This is a genomic window from Campylobacter concisus (genome assembly GCF_003048445.1).
Lineage (GTDB): Bacteria > Campylobacterota > Campylobacteria > Campylobacterales > Campylobacteraceae > Campylobacter_A > Campylobacter_A concisus_BF.
In genome coordinates, this window is record NZ_PIQW01000004.1 from 55,937 (window position 1) to 75,639 (window position 19,703).

At 39.7% G+C, this 19,703-nt stretch carries 21 protein-coding genes; 10 read left to right on the forward strand and 11 right to left on the reverse strand.

Annotated elements, in window-relative coordinates; translation table 11 throughout:
- The first annotated feature begins 32 nt into the window (after window positions 1-32).
- On the forward strand, window positions 33-587 hold the full coding sequence (locus tag CVT14_RS03300; RefSeq protein WP_107849686.1) for a DUF1523 family protein: 555 nt from the start codon (window positions 33-35) through the stop codon (window positions 585-587).
- Between the two features lie 13 nt (window positions 588-600).
- Here the strand turns inward: CVT14_RS03300 and ybeY are convergent, their stop codons facing one another.
- Complete coding sequence (ybeY, locus tag CVT14_RS03305) at window positions 601-1,038, reverse strand: rRNA maturation RNase YbeY (protein WP_107849687.1); 438 nt, start codon at window positions 1,036-1,038, stop codon at window positions 601-603.
- Window positions 1,039-1,062: 24 nt separating this feature from the next.
- Between ybeY and queC the strand changes: the two genes are divergently transcribed.
- Window positions 1,063-1,761, forward strand: a complete 699-nt coding sequence (gene queC, locus CVT14_RS03310) for a 7-cyano-7-deazaguanine synthase QueC (protein WP_107849688.1) — start codon at window positions 1,063-1,065, stop codon at window positions 1,759-1,761.
- 56 nt (window positions 1,762-1,817) lie between these two features.
- Here queC and CVT14_RS03315 read toward each other — a convergent pair whose 3' ends face one another.
- The gene (locus CVT14_RS03315) at window positions 1,818-2,462 is read right to left on the reverse strand and encodes a flagellar biosynthesis protein (protein WP_107849689.1); all 645 of its coding nucleotides are present in this window, start codon (window positions 2,460-2,462) and stop codon (window positions 1,818-1,820) included.
- A 218-nt stretch (window positions 2,463-2,680) separates the two neighbouring features.
- Between CVT14_RS03315 and hcp the strand changes: the two genes are divergently transcribed.
- Window positions 2,681-4,009 carry a hydroxylamine reductase gene (hcp, locus tag CVT14_RS03320; protein WP_021087657.1) on the forward strand — a complete coding sequence of 443 codons (1,329 nt, stop codon included), beginning with the start codon at window positions 2,681-2,683 and terminating at the stop codon, window positions 4,007-4,009.
- A 33-nt stretch (window positions 4,010-4,042) separates the two neighbouring features.
- On the opposite strand, the gene CVT14_RS03325 is transcribed toward hcp, so the two are convergent.
- From CVT14_RS03325 to mobB, 5 genes are read right to left on the reverse strand one after another with little or no spacing between them, the layout of a single operon-like run.
- Window positions 4,043-5,020 carry a ferrochelatase gene (locus tag CVT14_RS03325; RefSeq protein WP_107849690.1) on the reverse strand — a complete coding sequence of 326 codons (978 nt, stop codon included), beginning with the start codon at window positions 5,018-5,020 and terminating at the stop codon, window positions 4,043-4,045.
- The gene (gene metG / locus CVT14_RS03330) at window positions 5,021-6,943 is read right to left on the reverse strand and encodes a methionine--tRNA ligase (protein WP_107849691.1); all 1,923 of its coding nucleotides are present in this window, start codon (window positions 6,941-6,943) and stop codon (window positions 5,021-5,023) included.
- 15 nt (window positions 6,944-6,958) lie between these two features.
- Window positions 6,959-7,177: a hypothetical protein gene (locus tag CVT14_RS03335; protein WP_002940116.1), complete on the reverse strand. Its 219-nt coding sequence runs from the start codon at window positions 7,175-7,177 to the stop codon at window positions 6,959-6,961.
- Window positions 7,177-8,040 (reverse strand): class 1 fructose-bisphosphatase, encoded by an 864-nt coding sequence (locus CVT14_RS03340; protein WP_234403109.1) that lies wholly within the window; start codon window positions 8,038-8,040, stop codon window positions 7,177-7,179. The genes CVT14_RS03335 and CVT14_RS03340 overlap by 1 nt, the downstream gene beginning before the upstream one ends.
- Window positions 8,040-8,519: a molybdopterin-guanine dinucleotide biosynthesis protein B gene (gene mobB / locus CVT14_RS03345; RefSeq protein ID WP_107849693.1), complete on the reverse strand. Its 480-nt coding sequence runs from the start codon at window positions 8,517-8,519 to the stop codon at window positions 8,040-8,042. The genes CVT14_RS03340 and mobB overlap by 1 nt, the downstream gene beginning before the upstream one ends.
- A 121-nt stretch (window positions 8,520-8,640) precedes the next feature.
- On the opposite strand from mobB, the gene CVT14_RS03350 reads away from it, so the two are divergent.
- The gene (locus tag CVT14_RS03350) at window positions 8,641-9,120 is read left to right on the forward strand and encodes a hypothetical protein (protein WP_035142413.1); all 480 of its coding nucleotides are present in this window, start codon (window positions 8,641-8,643) and stop codon (window positions 9,118-9,120) included.
- Here the strand turns inward: CVT14_RS03350 and CVT14_RS03355 are convergent.
- Genes CVT14_RS03355 through gltX form a run of 3 tightly spaced genes read right to left on the reverse strand, consistent with a single transcriptional unit; the run spans window position 9,041 to window position 12,253 of the window.
- Window positions 9,041-10,678: a lytic transglycosylase domain-containing protein gene (locus CVT14_RS03355; RefSeq protein WP_107849694.1), complete on the reverse strand. Its 1,638-nt coding sequence runs from the start codon at window positions 10,676-10,678 to the stop codon at window positions 9,041-9,043. The genes CVT14_RS03350 and CVT14_RS03355 overlap by 80 nt on opposite strands.
- Window positions 10,656-10,949 carry a YggT family protein gene (locus tag CVT14_RS03360; protein ID WP_087581083.1) on the reverse strand — a complete coding sequence of 98 codons (294 nt, stop codon included), beginning with the start codon at window positions 10,947-10,949 and terminating at the stop codon, window positions 10,656-10,658. Before CVT14_RS03360 ends, CVT14_RS03355 begins: the two co-directional genes overlap by 23 nt.
- An 8-nt stretch (window positions 10,950-10,957) precedes the next feature.
- Window positions 10,958-12,253 carry a glutamate--tRNA ligase gene (gltX, locus tag CVT14_RS03365; protein ID WP_103643269.1) on the reverse strand — a complete coding sequence of 432 codons (1,296 nt, stop codon included), beginning with the start codon at window positions 12,251-12,253 and terminating at the stop codon, window positions 10,958-10,960.
- A gap of 147 nt (window positions 12,254-12,400) precedes the next feature.
- Between gltX and mscL the strand changes: the two genes are divergently transcribed.
- The 6 genes from mscL (at window position 12,401) to CVT14_RS03395 (ending at window position 17,753) form a co-directional block, all read left to right on the forward strand.
- Entirely contained in the window at window positions 12,401-12,808 is a 408-nt protein-coding gene (gene mscL / locus CVT14_RS03370; protein ID WP_107849695.1) for a large-conductance mechanosensitive channel protein MscL, read from the forward strand.
- Between the two features lie 99 nt (window positions 12,809-12,907).
- Window positions 12,908-13,546, forward strand: coding sequence for a Crp/Fnr family transcriptional regulator (locus tag CVT14_RS03375; RefSeq protein WP_021089651.1), 639 nt, complete (start codon window positions 12,908-12,910; stop codon window positions 13,544-13,546).
- A 120-nt stretch (window positions 13,547-13,666) separates the two neighbouring features.
- Complete coding sequence (locus CVT14_RS03380; RefSeq protein WP_021086437.1) at window positions 13,667-14,239, forward strand: cytochrome c3 family protein; 573 nt, start codon at window positions 13,667-13,669, stop codon at window positions 14,237-14,239.
- A gap of 9 nt (window positions 14,240-14,248) precedes the next feature.
- Window positions 14,249-15,619, forward strand: a complete 1,371-nt coding sequence (locus tag CVT14_RS03385; RefSeq protein WP_107849696.1) for a multiheme c-type cytochrome — start codon at window positions 14,249-14,251, stop codon at window positions 15,617-15,619.
- Between the two features lie 219 nt (window positions 15,620-15,838).
- Window positions 15,839-16,951, forward strand: coding sequence for a metallophosphoesterase (locus CVT14_RS03390; RefSeq protein ID WP_107849697.1), 1,113 nt, complete (start codon window positions 15,839-15,841; stop codon window positions 16,949-16,951).
- Between the two features lies 1 nt (window position 16,952).
- Window positions 16,953-17,753, forward strand: coding sequence for a phosphatidylserine decarboxylase (locus CVT14_RS03395; RefSeq protein ID WP_107849698.1), 801 nt, complete (start codon window positions 16,953-16,955; stop codon window positions 17,751-17,753).
- 408 nt (window positions 17,754-18,161) lie between these two features.
- Here CVT14_RS03395 and guaA read toward each other — a convergent pair whose 3' ends face one another.
- Window positions 18,162-19,694, reverse strand: a complete 1,533-nt coding sequence (gene guaA / locus CVT14_RS03400) for a glutamine-hydrolyzing GMP synthase (protein WP_009294571.1) — start codon at window positions 19,692-19,694, stop codon at window positions 18,162-18,164.
- Window positions 19,695-19,703: the final 9 nt, after the last annotated feature.

The window sequence follows — 19,703 nt, forward strand, 5'->3', positions numbered from 1 at the left end:
TTCATAAAATAGTGCAAATTTAAAGGATAGAAATGATGACATTTTTAAAGAGAATTTGCGTTACATTTGTTGTGCTTTTGCACCTGTTTTTGGCGTTTTTGGTTGATTTTTCATTTCCGCACTACGCAAGCGTGCAGATAACTGGCGGCGACGTAAAACGTATGGATAAAGATGGCATAATAGACGCTAAAAACCCAGCCGATGGGCCTGTAAGAGATGTCTATTTTATCTACACAAAAGATGCGAAAAACGCTGAAAAAGTTATGGCTTATAGAAACGAAGATACGGCGTGGGGCTTTCCATTTTATTTTAAATTTAACTCAGCCGACATCCAAGCCAAGGCTCAAGGCTTTACAAATAGCGATAAAAACGTCACTATCAAATACTATGGATATAGAATTTCTATGCTAAACGAGTTTAGAAACGTGATCTCGATAAAAGATAGCGGCACAAGTACCAGCTGGCCTATCGCTAGCTACGTGCTTTACTTCATCTTATTTATCTCGCTTGTTATCTGGATAAGAAAGATAAATAAGGCTTTTACGCCAAAAGTTGAAAATTTAGAGACAAAAAAAGAGAGTGTTTAAAACAGGGGCTTTATTAGCCCTTTTTGTTTATAAGATCAATTAGCCTAACATCTTCACTTCTTACGATTAGGCTTTTTGGCAGGTTAAATTTAGCTATCACCTCGCACTCTTTCTCTCTCATCTGCCCGTAATCTTTTTCGTGATCATATCCCAAGATATGCAGCAAGCCATGTGTAAAAAGTAGTGCAGTTTCAGCCTCTTCGCTGTGATTTAGCTCGGCTGCTTTTTCTTTTACCATATCTTTGTTTATGACGATTGAGCCAAGTGGGGCGTGGATGACAAGCTCAAGGGGGAAGCTTAAGACGTCAGTGGTTTTGTCTATGCCACGCTCAGATCTGTTTAGCTCTCTCATCTCATCTTTATTGATAAATAAAAGCTCAACTTCTCCAGGCGTTAGATATGAGCAAATTTGATCTAAAATTTCTGGATAACTCTCTTCGCAAAGTATCATTTTTGGCTTGTCCTTAGTAAATTTTTGTATAATTTTAGCAAATTTAAAGGGCAAAATATGAAAAAAGCAGTTTGTATAATGAGCGGCGGCATGGATAGCACGCTTTGCGCTGTGATGGCAAAGAGGGCTGGGTATGATGTGGTCGCACTTCATTTTGACTATAACCAAAGGACTATGAAGCGAGAAAAGCGTGCGTTTGACGAGATATGTGAGCGACTGGGCGTGGTTAAAAAAATAAATTTAGACGTTAGCTTCATCGCTCAAATAGGTGGAAATTCGCTAACGGATAAGAGCCTGCAGATAAGAAAAGATGGCGTTAGCAAGGACGTGCCAAACACCTACGTGCCGTTTAGAAATGGTGTATTTATCTCAATCGCCGCAGCACTTGCTGAAAAAGAGGGGGCACAGGCGATCTACATAGGCGTGGTCGAGGAGGATAGCTCTGGATATCCTGACTGCAAAGAGAGCTTTATAAAAAGCATAAATGAGGCGATAAATTTAGGCACGTCGGCTGATTTTTCTTGCGAGATCATCACGCCACTTGTAAATTTAAGCAAGGCTGATATAGTAGCAAAGTCACTTGAACTTAATTCACCAATAGAGCTTACATGGAGCTGCTACGAGAGTGAGGATGAGGCGTGCGGGCTTTGTGATAGCTGCAGGCTAAGGCTAAATGGCTTTAAAAAAGCAAACGCCGTTGATAAAATCCCTTACAAAAAGTGAAATCTGCTTTGAAATTTAAAAGCTAGCTACTATAAATTTAGCAGCTAGCCTAAAATTTACTCTAAATTTAGCTCACTTATCTGCTTTGCAAGCTTCTCTTTGTACTCTTTTAGAGAAGTTTTTATGATGTTTGAAAAGTCATCATTTGTCACCAGAAAATAAAACTCAGAGCGTTTTAGCTCAGTCTTTATCTCTTTGTCTTTGACACTTAAGAGCGTGTCTATATCCATATTTAGCCCAACCTTGCTAAAACCAAGAGCTATATAAGACCAAAATTTATCTATCTTAGCGCTTGCGGTGAGCGTGTTTTCATCGATTAGGCTTTTGTCTTTTACGACTTGATAGCCGTTTTCCTTAAAGGCCTCCTCTATGCGCGACCTTAACACTGAGCTCACGTTTTGGTTGTTTTCTAAAATGACGTTCCACAGCCCTTTACCATAGCCGTTTCTCGTCCTACCGATGTATTTTTGCTTCTCTTTTGCGCTAACTTCATTTACATTGTGCTTGTATAAAGATGGGGTGCTGGCTTGTTTTGGGTCGTTTTCAAAGGTTCTTACATCCTTGACGCTTTCGATGTAAATTTTTGTCTTTTTGCTAACATTTGAAGGCGCTTGCTCGTCAGGTAAGGTGACAAATATCCCCTTTGGAGCGCAGCCACAAAGCATAAAAGCGGCAAATACCACTAGTAATAAATTTTTCATTTTCATCCTTTAAATAAAATTTAAATGTAAATCGTTTTTTTATAAATTTTATTAACTCTTTGTGGTAAATTTTAAATTTATATTTTGATATCCATAATCATAAAACCTTAAATTTAACAACTAAAATTTAAATTTAACTTTTCTTGACTGCTATCAACCAAAATGGCTAGCCACCTAGGATAAAATCCACTTAAATTTTTAAATTTAAAGGAGAGACGATGAAAGATATGAAGATGTTTTGCCATCAGTGCGAGATGAGCGCTGAGGATGGATGCGGTGCAAAGGGTCAGCCTATGGGCACCTGTGGCAAGAGTGACACGCTAGCACTTTTGCAAGATACGATGGTTTTTGGCTTAAAAGGCCTTAGCGCATACCGCCACCACGCACACGAGCTTGGCGCTGATACTAGCAACGTTGATCGCGTTATGGCTGATACGCTTTATTTCACGCTTACAAACTCAAATTTCAACTTCGATGAGCATATTAAACAGCTTCTTGAAGTAGGCGGTGCTGGCGTTGAGGTGATGAACCTGCTAAGCGAGGCTCACACGGCTAAATTTGGCATCCCAACACCAGTTAGAGTGAGCCAAAACAAGGTCGAGGGCAAGGCGATCTTAGTAAGCGGACACAACTTGCACGCTCTAAAAGCGCTACTTGAGGCGACAAAAGATAAAGGCATCAACATCTACACTCACTCAGAGATGCTCCCAGCTCACGGATACCCAGAACTACGCAAGTATAGCCACCTAAAAGGCAACGTCGGCAAGGCGTGGTTTGACCAAACTAAGTTATTTAACGAATTTAAAGGCGCGATTTTGATGACCACAAACTGCATCGTGCCACTACGCTCAAACTGCACATACGCTGATAGGCTATTTGGCTACTCGATCGCAGGTACAAACGGCGTAAAACACATCGAAAACGACGACTTCACTCCACTTATCGAGTGCGCACTAGCCTGTGGCGATGTTAGCGGCTTTGATAGCGACGAGAGCCTAGTAACTGGCGGCCACTACAAGACTATCCTAACTTTAGCCCCACAAATTTTAGATGCGATAAACACTGGCAAGATCCGCAGATTTTTCGTGATCGCTGGCTGTGACGCACCTGGCAAGGGACGTGAGTACTATAGAGAGCTAGCTGCTAGCCTTCCAAAAGACTGCGTGATACTTACTTCAAGCTGCGGTAAATTTAGATTTAACGACATCGACTTTGGCAACGTCCCAGGCACCGAGCTACCACGCTACATCGACCTTGGCCAGTGCAACGACAGCAACGGCGCAGTTAAGATCGCTCTAGCATTAAGCGAGGCAACAGGCATCGCAGTAAATGACCTACCAGTTTCTATCGTGCTAATGTGGATGGAGCAAAAAGCGGTCATCATCTTGCTAGCGCTATTTAGCCTTGGTATCAAAAATATCAACGTAGGACCAAGCTTGCCTAAATTTTTCAATGAAGAGATCATAAATTTCTTAGTGGATAAATTTAACGTTAGACCAATTAGCGGCGACGCTCAAGCTGATCTAAAATACTTCTTAGGTGAGTAAAAAACTGCCAGGGCTTAGGCTCTGGCTCTAAATTTAAAAGAGTCCGCCTTGCTCTTTGCTTTGACTTAAGCTATCAAGCAGATCCTCTTTTTTGCAAAGTACAAGGGCATAGACGAAATTTTGCAGCTCTTTTATCTCGTCTAAATTTTCATAAAAAATGGCGTTTTCAACCTTTAGCGTGCTATCTTTTGGCAGGCAAAATTTAAGCTCGCTTTCGCTGAAATTTCGCCTTAGAAATATGCTTTCAGTTAAAAATAGCTCTTCGTCTTCTTCGGCTATCACAGCTCTAAAACTGTTACCAAAACCAACTGGCTTAAAGTCTTTGTCGATAAAGACTGGGTCAAAGTGCGATAAAATTCTGCTCTCTGTCACTTTAAAGCCGATATTATTTTTCTTAAGATAGCCAAGAAGTCCGCAAAACATCCCAGCAAAAACCCTTGGAATGCTTAAATTTTGATAGTATTTGTCATCGTAAATGAGCGTTGTAAAAAAGATCGAGCTTGGATTTAGCACGCTTATGTTTGTGTCAGTCCATGCTGTCTCGTAAAGCAGCGAGAGCCTTTGAAGTATCCTCGTATCGTCACTAAAAAATGTGTCAAACAAATTTGCATGGAAAATTTTATAAAAAAGCTCGGTTAAATTTTCAGGTATGACGTGGGCGTTTTTTTCAAGGTGTGACTTCTCTAAAAGCGCTTTTATGAAGGGATTGACCGCGCAAAATTTGATATTTTTGTGGATCGCTTCAAAGCGCATGAGCTTGATGATAGCCGTTTGCAAGCTTGCCACCTTGATGAAGGCTATCTCATCGTCGCTTGGCGTGATATCCTCTTCGCTAATGATGGCGTAGGCACCTTGCTTTATCGCAGGTGCGATCTGATCGATTTGCGTGGCGATGAGAGCGTAGCCTCGTTTTATATTTTTAGCCTCAAACGCGAAGCTAGTCACGCTTGAGATGCTTGGGTTGTTTAAAATTTGCCCATTTATTATGTGGGTTAAATTTTCTATCGTCATTTAGCCAACGATCGCGCCGTTTTTGACCTTGCCCTGCGTGCCAAGAAGCGTTAGCGAGCCGTCTGATGCGCTTAGGATCATGCCTTGTGAGACGTATTTTTTCATCATCGTTCGCTCTTTTAAATTTGCTAAAACGCAAACTTGCTTGCCCACAAGCGAGCTAGGCTCGTAGTATTTGGCGATGCCAGATAAAATTTGACGTGGCTGCTCCTCGCCAAGATCTATCTTAAATTTAAGCAGTTTCTCACTGCCCTCAACCCTCTCACACTCGAGCACTTCGCCTACTTTTATCACTATCTTAGCAAAGTCATCAATGCTAATGATATCTTCTTCTTTTTTCTCCTCTTTTGGCTCAGCTTTTGTCTCTACTTTTGGCTCGCTTGCCTCGCCCATTAGCTCTTTTTCTATCCTTGGGAAGAGTGGCTCAGTAGCTTTTGCGGTAAAATTTGAAATTTCATTTTTTAAGACAAGGCTCTCATAAGATGCCGTATCTATGCTAAAGCCAAGCGTGTCAGCTATCTTAGCGCATGTTTTTGGCATAGCTGGGCTAAGCAGTATCGCCACTTTTGCAAGTAAATTTGCACAAAGTGCCACAAGTGCGTTTGCCTCGTCACTTTTGCCAGCTTTTACAAGTGACCATGGCTCATACTTCGCAACGGCTGCGTTTGCCAGCGTTACGACCTTCCAAAGATCCTCTAAGTAGCGGTTCGTCGCTAAATTTTCTAAATTTTTAATAGCCTCATCAAGATAGCCCTTCGCCTCATCAAGCTCGGCTTTGTGAAATTTCATCACGTCTTTTGAGTCGATCTTGTAGTCGCTATACTTTGCGCTCATGCCTACTATGCGGCTTAGCAAGTTGCCAAGTCCGTTACCAAGCTCTGAGTTTATGCGCTCGATCAAGGCCTTTTGGCTGTAGTCGCCATCTTGTCCAAACGGCACCTCTCTAAGCAAAAAGTATCTGAAATTTTCAAGCCCATAAGCGTTTGCGACCTCTCTTGGGTTTATGACGTTGCCTTTGCTTTTGCTCATCTTTTCGCCATCTATCGTCCACCAGCCGTGCGCTGCGACATGTTTTGGCAGTGGCAAGCCAAGGCTCATCAAAAATGCTGGCCAATAAACTGCGTGAAAACGCAAAATGTCCTTGCCAACGATGTGTGTGGTGTGTGGCCAAAAGTCCATTCTAGCGTTATCTCTTGAGTATCCTAGTGTTGTTAGGTAGTTTATGAGCGCGTCAAGCCAAACGTACATAACGTGCTTGTCGTCGTTTGCGCTCTTTGGTAGCTTTATACCCCAGTCAAAGCTCGTTCTTGTCACAGAGAGGTCTTTTAGCCCACCTTTTACAAAGCTTACGACCTCGTTTTTCTTGCCCTTTGGGATGACGCAAAGCTCGTCGTTTTCATACCATTTTAAAAGCGCGTCTTCGTATTTTGAAAGTTTGAAAAAGTAGCTCTCTTCTTTAACCAAAGATGTCATGCGGCCGCAGTCTGGACAGCGGTTGTCCTCAAGTAGGTCTCTTTGGTTAAAAAATGTCTCGCAGCTAACGCAGTAAAAGCCCTCGTACTCGCCCTTGTAGATATCGCCGTTTGTTTGCATCTTTTCAAAGACATTTTGCACGGTTTGCTTATGCTCTTCGTCGGTCGTCCTTATAAAATGGTCGTAGCTTATCTCAAATTCATCCCAAAGCGATCTAAATTTCGCACTGATCTCATCAGCATACTCTTTTGGCGTTTTGCCTCTAGCGCGAGCTGCTTGCTCGATCTTTTGACCATGCTCGTCTGTGCCAGTCATGAAGTAGGTCTCTTTGCCTTGCAAGCGGTTAAATCTAGCAAGTGTGTCAGCGATGATAGTCGTGTAGGCGTGACCGATGTGTGGCACGTCATTTACGTAATAAATCGGAGTAGTTATATAAGCTTTTTCTTTCATATTTTTCCTTTAAATTTAAAAATCAAATCCGCCGTCACTGCCGGTGTTGCCTTTTGACATCGAGTTGTAGCAGCTATTTACATACTCTATCCTCGTCTCGCAGTCAAAAAATGCCTCGCAGTTAAAACAGCTTTTGCGACCTTTTTGCTCTTGGCACTCTTGCATGATCTTTGCCTTTTGTTTTAGGGCTAGCTCAAATGCGTCAAGTGGCTCGTTTGCTTGTGCTTCTTGCATTATTTTTGCTCGTAAAATTTATGCAAAAGAGAAATTTCATCACGTGAGCCAAAGAAGCATGGCGTAGTTTGGTGAATTTTTTCTATTTTTATATCAAAAAGTGTTTGGTTTTTGCCATCTGTCGTTGCGCCCTTTGCGTTTTCATATATAAAGGCAAATGGCAACACCTCAAAGACAACCCTTAGCTTGCCATTTGGGTGATCGCTCGTTGCTGGGTAGCTAAAAAGACCGCCGCCTTTTAGTAAAATTTGATGCAAGTCGCTCACCATCGCACCTGAGTATCTTAGCCTGTAGCCCTCGTTAAATAGCTCGTTTATGAAGTTTCTATGGGTTTGACTCCAGCCTTTTTGCGTAGCTCCCGTGGCGTTTAGCTTGCCTTTTTCTTTTAGCTCAAGCTCTTTTACAAATTTAAACTCGCCATCTTTGCCAAGCCTATAAAATTTAGGTAAAGCGCCATTTTTCTCGGCAATTACTAGCTCAAGTCTTGGACCATAGATGCTGTAAGCTGCGGCTATTAAATTTTCTGGTTTTACCTCGTCTTCGTAGATGCCAAAGATCGAGCCAACGGCGAAATTTACATCAACTAGGCTTGAGCCATCGAGTGGATCGTAAGCGATGATAAATTTAGCGTTTTTATTTATCTCAAACTCGTCCTCTTTCTCTTCGCTAATTAGCGCTTTTACGCATGAAAGCTGCTTAAATTTAGCCGTGATGATCTCGTCGCTTTTGACGTCAAGCTTTAGCTGTGTGTCGCCAGTTGCGTTTTCGTGAGTTGTGTAGCCAAGATCGGCGTATTTTATGACCTCGCTTATCTCTTTTGCGATATCTTTAATGGTGTTAAAAATTTGATTTAGTTCTTGCATTATACAGCCTTTGCATTTTTGATTATCCACGCACAAATGGCGTCTATATCGTCTAAATTTAGATTTGTGATCTCGTAGGGAACTTGCTCTTTATAAGTAGCGATCGCATCTGAAAAGCTAAGATATGCTTCATCGATCTCGCCTCTAAAGACACTTAGTCTTGGCAGTGGTAGCGTCTTTAGCCCCTCGACCAAGAGCATGTCAAACTCGCCGATCATCCTTATGACCTCGCCTATCTCTTGTGAGCTTTGTGAAAAATAAGTCGTTCTAGTTGGACTCATCACGACTACGTCGGCTCCTGCCTGGGAAAATTTAAAGCTATCCTTGCCTTCAACGTCAAATTTGGCCTTGTCGCCTGGGTCGTGCTTGACCACAATGACCTTTAGCCCATCATCTATAAATTTTTTTGCGACTTTTAAGATAAGCGTCGTTTTTCCGCTATTTGAAGGGCCAGAAAAAGCAATGGCAAGTCTTTTCATAAGAGCCTTTTTTGTTAAAATTTCTTGCGATTATAGCTCATATTGGCTTTAAAATTTATGAGTGAAATTTAAAAAATAAAATGCTAAAATGCGAGAAAAATTAATGTTTTAAGAGTTTTTTATGAGAAAATTTACACTATTTTTTATATTTGTTTTGATGATATTTGGTTGTGCCGATCAAAAAGTGATCGTGCATGAGCCACTAAAAAATGAGCTTTTAGCCTACACAAGCAAGAGCGAGATCATCGATGGCACCGATAGAACGCTTATAATCGCAACCTATCTAAATCCTATATATAATTCAAATTTAGACGAGAGCAAAGAGCACTTTTTAGTAGCGATAAACCCAAAAGAGCATGCGCAAAATTTGAGCAATATAAAGGTAAATGGCGACTCAAATGCCACAAATGCAAGGCTGCTTGATGAAAGTGACGAGATGCTTAAATTTGCTGGATTTTCTATGCCTTGGGCGGTCTATTACGAAGTGACCGCACCAAGTAAGCAAAGCGACGATCTCGCGCTTAGTTTCGAAATTTATCAGTCAAAGCCGGTTTTGTTAAATTTTCGAAAAGTTGCGAAATCTTTATACTGGAACCATTAAGCGCCATATAGATCACGTAGTTTGCAAGCACCTTCTTGCCGTAGTTTCTAGTCTCAGCCACTGGGACTAGCTCGATCGATAAAAACGGCTCAAATTTCCCCTCTTTAAACATATCATCTCTTGTGATAATTTTTTTGGTAAAGCCGATACCGCCGTTATACGCGTAGGCCGTAAAGAGTGGATGATAGAGAAATTTATCAAGGTAGTTTAGGTGGTGATTTGCAAATTTAAATGCAACATCAGTTTTAAAAAGATCGTCTTGGTCGAAATTTGGAATTTTTAGCTCTTTTTTGCCGATCGCATTTGCAAGAAATGGCATAAACTGCATCATACCAAGGGCGTAAGAGGTAGAAACGACGCTTGGGATAAAGAGGCTCTCTTGCCTTGCTAGTGCGTAGATCATCGACTTTCGCTCAGTGCTGATGCCCTCAAGCTCTGGTGAGTTTGGCATCAAAAAGTACTGCTTCTCCCAGCCGTGCGCCTTTTGCATGAAGTATGCGTATGCGCCGATGCTCTCGTTTGTGTAAAATTTCATCGCAAATTCGCTTGCTTGCGTGGCGTTCATATCCTTTGCAAGGGACGTGGTTTTGTTCCATAAAAACGGATCGCTCACATCAAAATTTTCGATATTTTGCTTGCTAGGCCTTGGCACGATCACCTCAAGTGGCTCGCCACCGACCAAATCTCTTGCATAAAGTGAGTAGATATTTGCATCTTTGCTAGCACTTAGCTCTTTTAGAAAGTTCTCATCGCCGCTTAGCTCATACTGCCAAAATGTGGCATTGTCCCTTTGCCAAGCCCTATCAAAGGTGTTTTTAGCTCTTGTGAAAAAACTAAATGCAACGTCATTTTGACCAAGTAAGATGGCGTTTAGCCCAAGTGTAAATGCGTCGTTTTTTTCAGTGAGAGCTGGATCTATGTTAAGTAAATTTCTTCTAAAGCTTTCATATTTTTTATTAAACACGACGTCGTTTAATAAATTTGTAAAGCCCTTTTGCATGTAGAGCTTGTTCATAAAATTTGCTTCAAAGCTTGCACTAAAAATGGCATTTTTACTTTGTGGGTTTGAAGCGTTAAAAAGCTCTAAAAAGCTCTTTGTATCGTTTGCATTTGCAAAGCTAAGAGCCGGGTTTGCCTCGTTTAAAGTGCGTAAAATCCTAGCTTTTTCTGGATTTGTGCTTGCAAGATTTGCCGCTAAAATTTCACGAGTTTTGCTATCAAGCTTTAGAGAAAAGCTCATTGTTGTTAGTAAATTTTGGCAAGCCAAGCTGGCACTTGTGATGTTGCTTGCGTTTATGCCAGGACATTTGCTAGGGGCTGCTTTGGGAGGTAAAATTTTATTGATTGATTTTTGAACTAAGCCACTTTTTCTAAAAACGTCGCGTGAAAGCTCAGCTATCTGCTCTTTTGTGTAGCTGCCCTCGTTTATAAGGCGGTTTATGTAGTAGTCTTTTGCAAGGCTTTTTGGCTCTTTTTTTAGCTCCTCGTAGGTGTAAATTTTAGCTAAAAGAGCAACGCAGGCTAAAGAGAGGATACTAAAGTGACGCAGCAAAAACAAATAAAAGCCTTATTAAAAATTGATCTATGAGTTGAAGTGCTAAAAGCACGATGAGTGGAGCAAAGTCGATGCCGTTAAATTCTGTTTTGATGTAGCGTCTAATGAAGCTATAAACAGGATCAGTCAGCCTGTAAAGTAGCTGCACGACTGGCGAGCTAGGATCAGGCTTGACCCAGCTAATAAGAGCCGCTGCGATGATGATCCACGTATAGACCGTGATGATAAGGTGTAAAATGTTTGCGATCGCTGAAAATAGGGTGGAAAGTATCATTTTTGCTCCTAGATTAAAATTTTGCCTAGATCATCTTTGATGAGTGGATAGAGCTCGCTAAGCTCAGGGCCATGAAGGTCGTTTGTAAGCAGCGCACGTAGCGGCATGAAAAAGTTTTTGCCTTTTAAATTTGTAGCGCTCATAAGCTCTTTTTTAAACTCATCAAAGCTCTCGCACGGTTTTAAATTACGAGCTGCTTTTTTGATGATCTCAAATTCGTTTTTGTACTCATCTGGAGCTATTTTCGGTGAGTATATAGCCTCTACTTTTGCCTTTATCTCAGGCACTAGTGAGCTTTCTTGAGTGTAAAATTTAACTAGCTCAACCTTGCTATCATCCACGCCAAATATCTCTTTTATGCGCTCTTTTGAAGCAAGCTTGATGTGCTCTCTATTTATCTGCTCAAGTTTTTTCACGTCAAATCTAGCAGGTGAGCGTGAAATTTTGGTTATATCAAACCACTTTACCGCATCTTCGATGGTAAAAATTTCAGTTGGAGTTTTGTTGCCAAGAAGTATCAGATAGTTTGCGATCGCCTCAGGTAAAAATCCCTGCTCAAAAAGCCATTTTACGCTTGATTCGTTCTCGCGCTTGCTCATTTTTTTGCCCTCTATATTTAAAAGGATAGGCAAATGCGCGTAGTTCATCTTGCCAGTGTAGCCAAGGCCCTCGCGTATGAGGTCTTGCTTTGGTGTATTGCTCACGTGATCCTCGCCACGTATGACAAAGGTCACGCCCTCAAGCATATCATCAACCGCGCAGGCGAAGTTGTAAGTCGGTGTCTTGTCCGCTCTCATGATGACAAAGCTATCAACTGCGTCTGGCTCGAAACTTAGCTCACCTTTGATCGCATCTGTAAAGCTCATCGTACGTGTTGGTTTTTTCATGCGGATGACAAATGGCTTCTCGCAGTTTAAAACTTCAGCGTCGCTTAATCTCTCGCAGGTGCCGTCATATCTATATGCCACGCCTTGCTCTTTTGCTTTTTGCTTTTTTGCTTCGAGCTCTTCTTCGGTGCAAAAGCAGGCAAAGGCCTTTTTGTCGATGAGAAGCTTTGATGCAAGCTGTCTGTGGAATTTTAAATTTTCACTTTGGATGTAAATTTGCTCTGGTTTTATGCCAAATTTGCTTAAAATTTCTAAGATATCTTTCTCTTTTCCCTCGATATTTCGCTCTTTGTCGGTATCTTCTATGCGTAAAATAAAGCCACTTTTATCTTGCAAAGAACAAATATAGTTGAAAATAGCAGCACGTAAATTTCCTATGTGCATATCTCCTGTTGGAGAGGGTGCAAAACGATACATAAGCTCATTCCTTACGTTAAATTTGAAGTTTGGATTATAACACTAGCTTGATAAATTTAAAGTTATGTAATTTTAAATTTTTAGGCTAAGCAAAGCATAGTTTTTATAAAATCCGCACGAAAATTTAACTATTTATAGGAGAAAGCAATGAGTTTTATCAGTGAATTTAAAGAATTTGCGATGCGCGGAAATGTCATAGATATGGCAGTTGGTGTTGTTATCGGTGGAGCATTTGGAAAGATTGTCTCATCACTAGTTGGCGATATTATCATGCCAGTAGTTGGCGCTATAACAGGCGGTGTAAATTTCACTGATCTTAAGCTAACACTAAAAGAAGCAGCAGAAGGTGCGCCAGCTGTTACGATAAACTATGGCTCATTTATACAAACAATGGTTGATTTTTTAATCATTGCATTTTGTATTTTTTGCGTCATCAAAGCTTTAAATACACTTAAAAATAAACTACCAAAAGAAGAAGAGGTAGCTCCTGCAGAGCCTGAAACTCCAGCTGATATAGCACTTCTAACTGAGATCAGAGATCTTCTTAAAAAATAAATTCTTAAATCAAAGGGAGAAAGCTCCCTTTGAAATCCGTTAAATTTTGTCCTATTTTTTATGCTAAAATGCTTTTTCATCTTTAAAAGCGAGTGAAATATGATAGAACAAATCCCATTTTTCCAAGGTCTTAGCGCCGAGGACCTAGCCAAACTTGAAGCAATAAGCGTTGTTAAAAAATACAAAAAAGGCGAGTTTTTATTTATAGAGGGCGAGGAGCCAAAGTGGCTTACATTTTTGATAACTGGTTCGGTTAAACTTTATAAAACTACGGCAAATGGTAAAGAAATTTTTATTCATCAGCTTGCGCCTATGAATTTTGTAGCTGAAGTTGTAAATTTTGAAAATATCCCATATCCTGCAAGCGCCATTTTTACTATCTCTGGTGAAGTTTTAAAGATAAATTATGAAAAATTTGAAGCACAATTTTTAACAAAGCCAGAAATTTGCATGAAATTTCTAAAATCAATGGCTCAAAAGATAAGAATAACTACAAATTTACTCCACCAAGAGCTCATCTTAAGCTCTGAAGAGAAGGTAGCTAGGTTTATTTTAGATCACGAAGATCTATTTAATGAACTAAAGCATACAAAAATTTCATCGATACTCAATATGACTCCGGAAACTTTTTCGAGAATTTTAAATAAATTTAAAACAAATGGTTTGGTCAAACTTGATGAAAAGAACCAAATTCTAGAAAAAAATGTAGGTGGGCTACAAGAAATTTATTCTTATTGAAAGTTAATATCAAATAAATATTTTCATTTACTTAAAGAAAAAATTTATATATTTTTGGATAGTATTCGTCTAAAATTTTCGTAAAAATTTACGATATATTGATAAATTCAGGAGGAAATTTTGGCTGAAGTTAAGAAGAAATTTTTTGTTTGGTCATCTGTGATAATAGGCATCGTAATCGGCTTTATCGCTTCTATGGGTATAGCTGATGTACTTCATGCGACTGGTAGTGGATTTGTCTGTACCATGTGTCACACGATGGATCCTATGATGCTGCAATATCATGAAGATGTACATGGTGGCAATAACAAGCTTGGCATAAAAGCTGAATGTTCAGCCTGTCACCTGGACCACACAAGTGCCTATACCTATGTACTTACAAAACTTAAAGTATCGATAAATGATGGCTATAAGACATTTTTTACAGATACAGACAAGATCGACTGGCATAAAAAACGCGAGCATGCATCTCACTTTGTCTATGATAGTGGTTGTATGACTTGCCACTCAAATTTAAAAAATATTATTCAAGCTGGTAAATCATTCTTGCCACATAGAGATTATTTCGTTCTTGGAAATCCTAATAAGAAATCATGTGTTGACTGCCATGAGCATGTTGGCCACAAGAATTTAGGACTAGAAATGGATAAATTTGAAGCAATTAAAAAACAAGAAAACAATAAAACCAAGTAAGGAGGAGAGATGTTTAAAAAGTCGCTAATGTTATTAGCCTGTCTAATGTCTTTTGGCTTTGCCGCAAACATGGATGCAAATAAATCTGACGCTTTAAACCTTAATGTTGTAAAAAACATTAAAGTTGCTCACAAAATGTCAGACTTATCAAAAAGCTGTGTTGAGTGCCACGCTAAAGAGACACCCGGCATAGTTGCCGATTGGAAAAATAGTCGCCACGCTCACGTTGGCGTAAGTTGTATGGATTGCCACTCTGTAAATGCAGATAATCCTATGGCTTCAGTTAAGGTGCATCCAAAAGATTCTAACAACCACGTTTCAATGCTAGTTAGCCCAAAAACTTGTGCTAAGTGCCACGAGAATGAGGTTGAAGAATCTGTTAAGAGTGGTCACGCAAGAGGTGCTATGCAAATGTATGCTAACCCTGCGATGGTAAAACTAATGTATCACTATGAAGGTATGGATCATCCAGAATACAAAATGGCTCCAGACGCTACTGGTTGTACACAGTGCCACGGAACCGTCATCAAACTAGACGCTGATCACAAACCTACAAAAGAGACTTGGCCAAACTACGGTATAGGTAATGTTTATCCTGATGGTGGCGTAGGTAACTGTAAATCATGTCACAGCGCGCACACATTTAGCGTAGCTGAAGCTAGAAAACCAGCTGCTTGTGCATCTTGCCACCTTGGACCTGATCACCCAGATATTGAGATCTTTAACAACTCAATGCACGGACATATCTATAACAGTGAAGCTCACAAATGGAACTTTGATGCTGCTCCTGATACATGGGATGTACCAGACTTTAGAGCTCCAACTTGTGCAGCTTGCCACATGAGTGGTGTTGGTGAAACAACAACAACTCACAATGTTTCAAGAAGACTAAAATGGAACCTATGGGGCGTCAGCAGTAAGCTAAGAACAGCTGGTGATGAACAAGCTGCTGTTGTTTACGAAAAAACTGGCAAACTAACCATAGGAACGCCTCTAGCAGGTCACCCAAGTGGCGATCCTGAAAAAGCACGTGCTGAGATGAAACTAGTTTGTAAAGCTTGCCACTCTACAACTCACACAGATAACTTCTTCATTATGGGTGATAAACAAGTAGAGCTTTATAACGTTTATAGCGCTGAAGCAACTAAGATGCTTGAAGAGTTGAAAGCTAAAAACCTACTACTAGAAGATGCTTGGTCAGATGAATTCCAAGATGTCTATTATCATATGTGGCACCATGAAGGTCGTCGTATGAGACAAGGTGCTTTAATGGGCGGTCCTGACTATTCACACTGGCATGGTGTATTCGAAGTTAAAAACGATATAAGAAAACTTCGCAAAATCTATAAAGAAAGAATTGAATCTGGCAAAGTCCAGTAATCTTTTTTAAGGTGGGAGTTTTCCCACCTTTTTATTTTTAAATTCCAAATTTTATCTTTTAGTTATTATCCTAAGGCAAATATCTTTTAATAATTATTTTTGTAAATTTAAATTATAAAATCATACGGCTTAGCACTACAAATTGTTCTAAATAATTAATAAAATTTATAATGTAAATTTAAAAATATAAAATATAATCTTTGTTTTCAAGGAGATTTTTTGGGACTTTTTCGGATCATTATCGGGGCATTTATCTTTAGTGTTCTTACAAATTTATACTCATACAAACGTTTTATCAAAAAGGTATCTTTTTTTGCCCCACACCTTAAAAAAATTCGCATATTTTTCTATATTATTAGTGTGTTTGAGTTTGTATTTGTTCTTCAACTAAGATTTTCCTTTTTAAATATAGAGCTCTATCTGATAGCAGGAACGCTCATTGGTTTTTCTCTATTTTTATTTGGCATTAGTTTGTTTTATGATGTTGTTAGATCCATTTGCTCAAAAGCTCATTTTAATCCCACAAGACGAAAATTTATTAAATTTTGCTTTGATGTGACATTTGTTGTTTTTATAGTTGCTTGCTTTTTGAAAGGAATTTTTAATGCACTTACTCCGCCAAAGATCAGACAGGTTAGTATAAAAATAAAAAATTTACAAAGTGATCTAAAAATAGCCATGATAACCGACGTGCATATTGGCGAGTTTTTGCAAAAGGATTTTGTGGCTGAGCTTGTGAAAGAGATAAATTTAGCTAGACCAGACCTGGTGGTGATAGTTGGCGACTTGGTTGATATGAGAGCTGAGCTTATCGGCGATTTTTTAGATCCATTAAAAAACCTTAAAAGTACCTATGGCACCTTTTATGTCCCTGGCAATCACGAATACTACCACGGAGTTGATGGGATACTAGAAAAAATTCGCGCTCTAGGCATTAGGGTGCTTGGCAATAAAAATGAAAAAATAGCTGGCATAAATTTAGCAGGGGTCTATGATCTAGCTGGCATAAGGTTTAAAAATTTAGAGCCAAATTTAGACGAAGCGTTAGCAGGATGTGACCCAGATCTACCGACCATCCTACTCTCTCATCAGCCAAAATTTATAAAAACTATGCAAAAAGATGTCGATCTAGTGCTTTGTGGTCACACGCATGCTGGACAAATTTTCCCTTTTAGCCTCTTGGTTTTACTTGATCAAGGTTTTTTACATGGGCTTTATAAGATTAATGATAAAATGCAAGCTTATGTTAGTAGTGGCGCAGGATTTTGGGGGCCTCCAGTTAGGATCTTTGCGCCAAGCGAGATCGCTATATTAAATTTAAGCAAGGACTAAAATGAACAAGGACAATCTCTTTTCTCAAATTTTTGGCAAGGTTGCTAAATTAAACTTTTTCAAGCCGCTTCAAGAGCTTATCAACTCCTTTTATGTAAAGCTATTTAAGATCGATATGAGCGAGTTTAAGCCAGCAAGTGAGTATAAAAATTTAAACGAACTTTTCACCAGGGAGCTTATAAAGCCAAGAGAATTTGACGCAGCAGATGAGATATTTATAAGTCCTGTTGATGGTACCTGCCTTAGTTTTGGCACCACGAAAGAGCTAGAAGCTTTTAGCATAAAAGGCATGAACTACGGTGTGAAGGAGCTTTTGGGGCAGGGCGAGCTTGATGGCGAGTTTGACTTTGCCAACATATATCTTAGCCCAAAAGACTATCATCACTATCATACACCTTGCGATATTACGATAAAAAAAGCGGTCTATATCCCTGGTAAGCTTTACAGCGTGGCAGTAAAATGGCTTGGCAAGGTCGATAGCCTTTATACCAAAAACGAGCGTGTGGCGCTACTTTGCGAGATGAAAAATGGCAAAAAACTTTGGCTAGTCTTCGTGGGTGCGCTAAACGTTGGTAAGATGAAATTTTGCTTTGATGAGCGTATCCAGACAAATGCGATGGCAAATTTTACGCAAATTTATGAATATGAAAATTTACACATCAAAAAGGGTGAGCGTCTTGGAAATTTCGAGCTTGGCTCAACTATCGTCATACTTAGCGAAAAAGATGCGATCGAGTACAACCTCTTTGAAAACAAAGAGCTAAAATTTGCTGAAGCGATCGGTAGGATCAGAGAAATATAAATTTACAGCCAATTTTTGAGAATTTGGTTTGAACTTATTAAATAAGCAAAAAGTGTTTGGTTTTTTATAAAAACGCATCAATTTCAGAAAAACATTTTTTGATGCTTGCATAATTTTTTAAGCGATATTTATAAGATTATGCAAAATGTTTTTAGCTCATAAATTTTCTATGACCGTCTAGGCATCTGTAAATTTAATATTTTGTCTATATCTAACTGAAACTTTGTTGTGTAACTTTACTCTACATTTTTACTTTAAAATAAAAAAGGTATAAATTCAAGTGCTTATTCTTTGTGTTTAAATAGCTTATTGAAAGCATTTATTTAAAAGAGCTAATTTTATATTTTGATTTTAGGATTAAAGCTGGCGTAATATATCATCTATCGGCCAGCTTTATTTAAGAGGTTCTTACTCCCACTCGATAGTTGCAGGTGGCTTACTTGAGATGTCGTAAACTACGCGGTTTATGCCATTTACCTCGTTTATGATGCGGCGGCTTACGTTTTCAAGCAGATCATAAGGAAGCCTTGAAAAGCTTGCAGTCATGCCGTCGCTCGCATCGACCACGCGCACACAAACAGCGTTTTCGTAGGTACGATTATCGCCCATAACGCCAACAGAATTTACATTTAAAAGTACGCAAAATGCCTGCCAAGTTTTGTTATACCAGCCACTACTTTTTAGCTCATCGCGCAAGATCACATCAGCTTTGCGAAGTAGCTCTAGGCTTGGTTTATTTACCTCACCCATGATGCGGATAGCAAGGCCAGGTCCAGGGAAAGGATGGCGGAAGACTAGCTCGCGGCTTAGTCCAAGTTCAAGTCCTAGCTTTCTAACCTCGTCTTTAAAAATTTCTCTTAAAGGCTCTATCAGCTCAAATGTCATCCAATCAGGCAAACCTCCAACGTTGTGGTGGCTCTTTATCGTCTTGCTTGAGCCAACGACTGAGCTTTCGATGATGTCAGTATAAAGAGTGCCTTGAGCTAGAAATTTCACATCGCCATGCTTCTTAGCCTCTTTTTCAAAAATTTCTATAAATGTCTCACCTATGATCTTGCGTTTTTTCTCAGGATCAACGACGCCGGCCAAGCGACCTAAAAAGATCTCGCTCGCATCTATGCTAACTAGCTCAACGCCAAGCTTGGTCCTAAATGTAGCCTCAACTTGTTCTTTTTCGTTTGTTCTAAGAAGTCCGTTATCAACAAAAACAAGGATCAAATTTTCAGGTACAGCAGCTGCTAAAAGTGCTGCAGTCACAGAGCTATCCACACCGCCACTAACTGCGCAAAGCACCTTGTGAGTACCCACTGTTTTTCTGATCTCTTCTATCTTATTTTTAGCGAAGCTTCCCATGTTCCATGTGCTCTCGCAGCCACAGATATATTTAGCAAAATTCTTTAAAATTTGCGTGCCATACTCGCTATGTTGCACCTCTGCGTGAAACTGGATCGCATAAAATTTACGCTTATCATCACCAAAAGCACAATAAGGCGAATTTTCGCTAATCGCAATCGCCTCAAAGCCCTTTGGCAGGTCTTTTACATAGTCGCTATGGCTCATCCATACGATTTGTTTTGAAGGTGTATCTTTAAAAAGATCGTGCTCTTTTACGACGCTAAGTTCAGCCTTGCCGTACTCTTTGTGATCAGCTGCTAAAACCTCAGCTCCATGCGTGTGAGCAAGTAGCTGCATGCCGTAGCAAACGCCAAGTATAGGGATATTTAGCTCAAAGACGCCATTATCGCAAAAGTAGGCATCTTTGGCATAAACGCTAGCTGGGCCACCACTTAGAATGATACCTTTTGGATCTTTCGCCTTTATATCGCTTAGTTTTGCGTTAAATGGCAAAATTTCAGTATAAACTCCTTCTTCTCTTAGCCTTCTAGCTATTAGCTGAGTATACTGCGAACCAAAGTCCAAAACTATAATCGTATTGTTCATTTATAACCT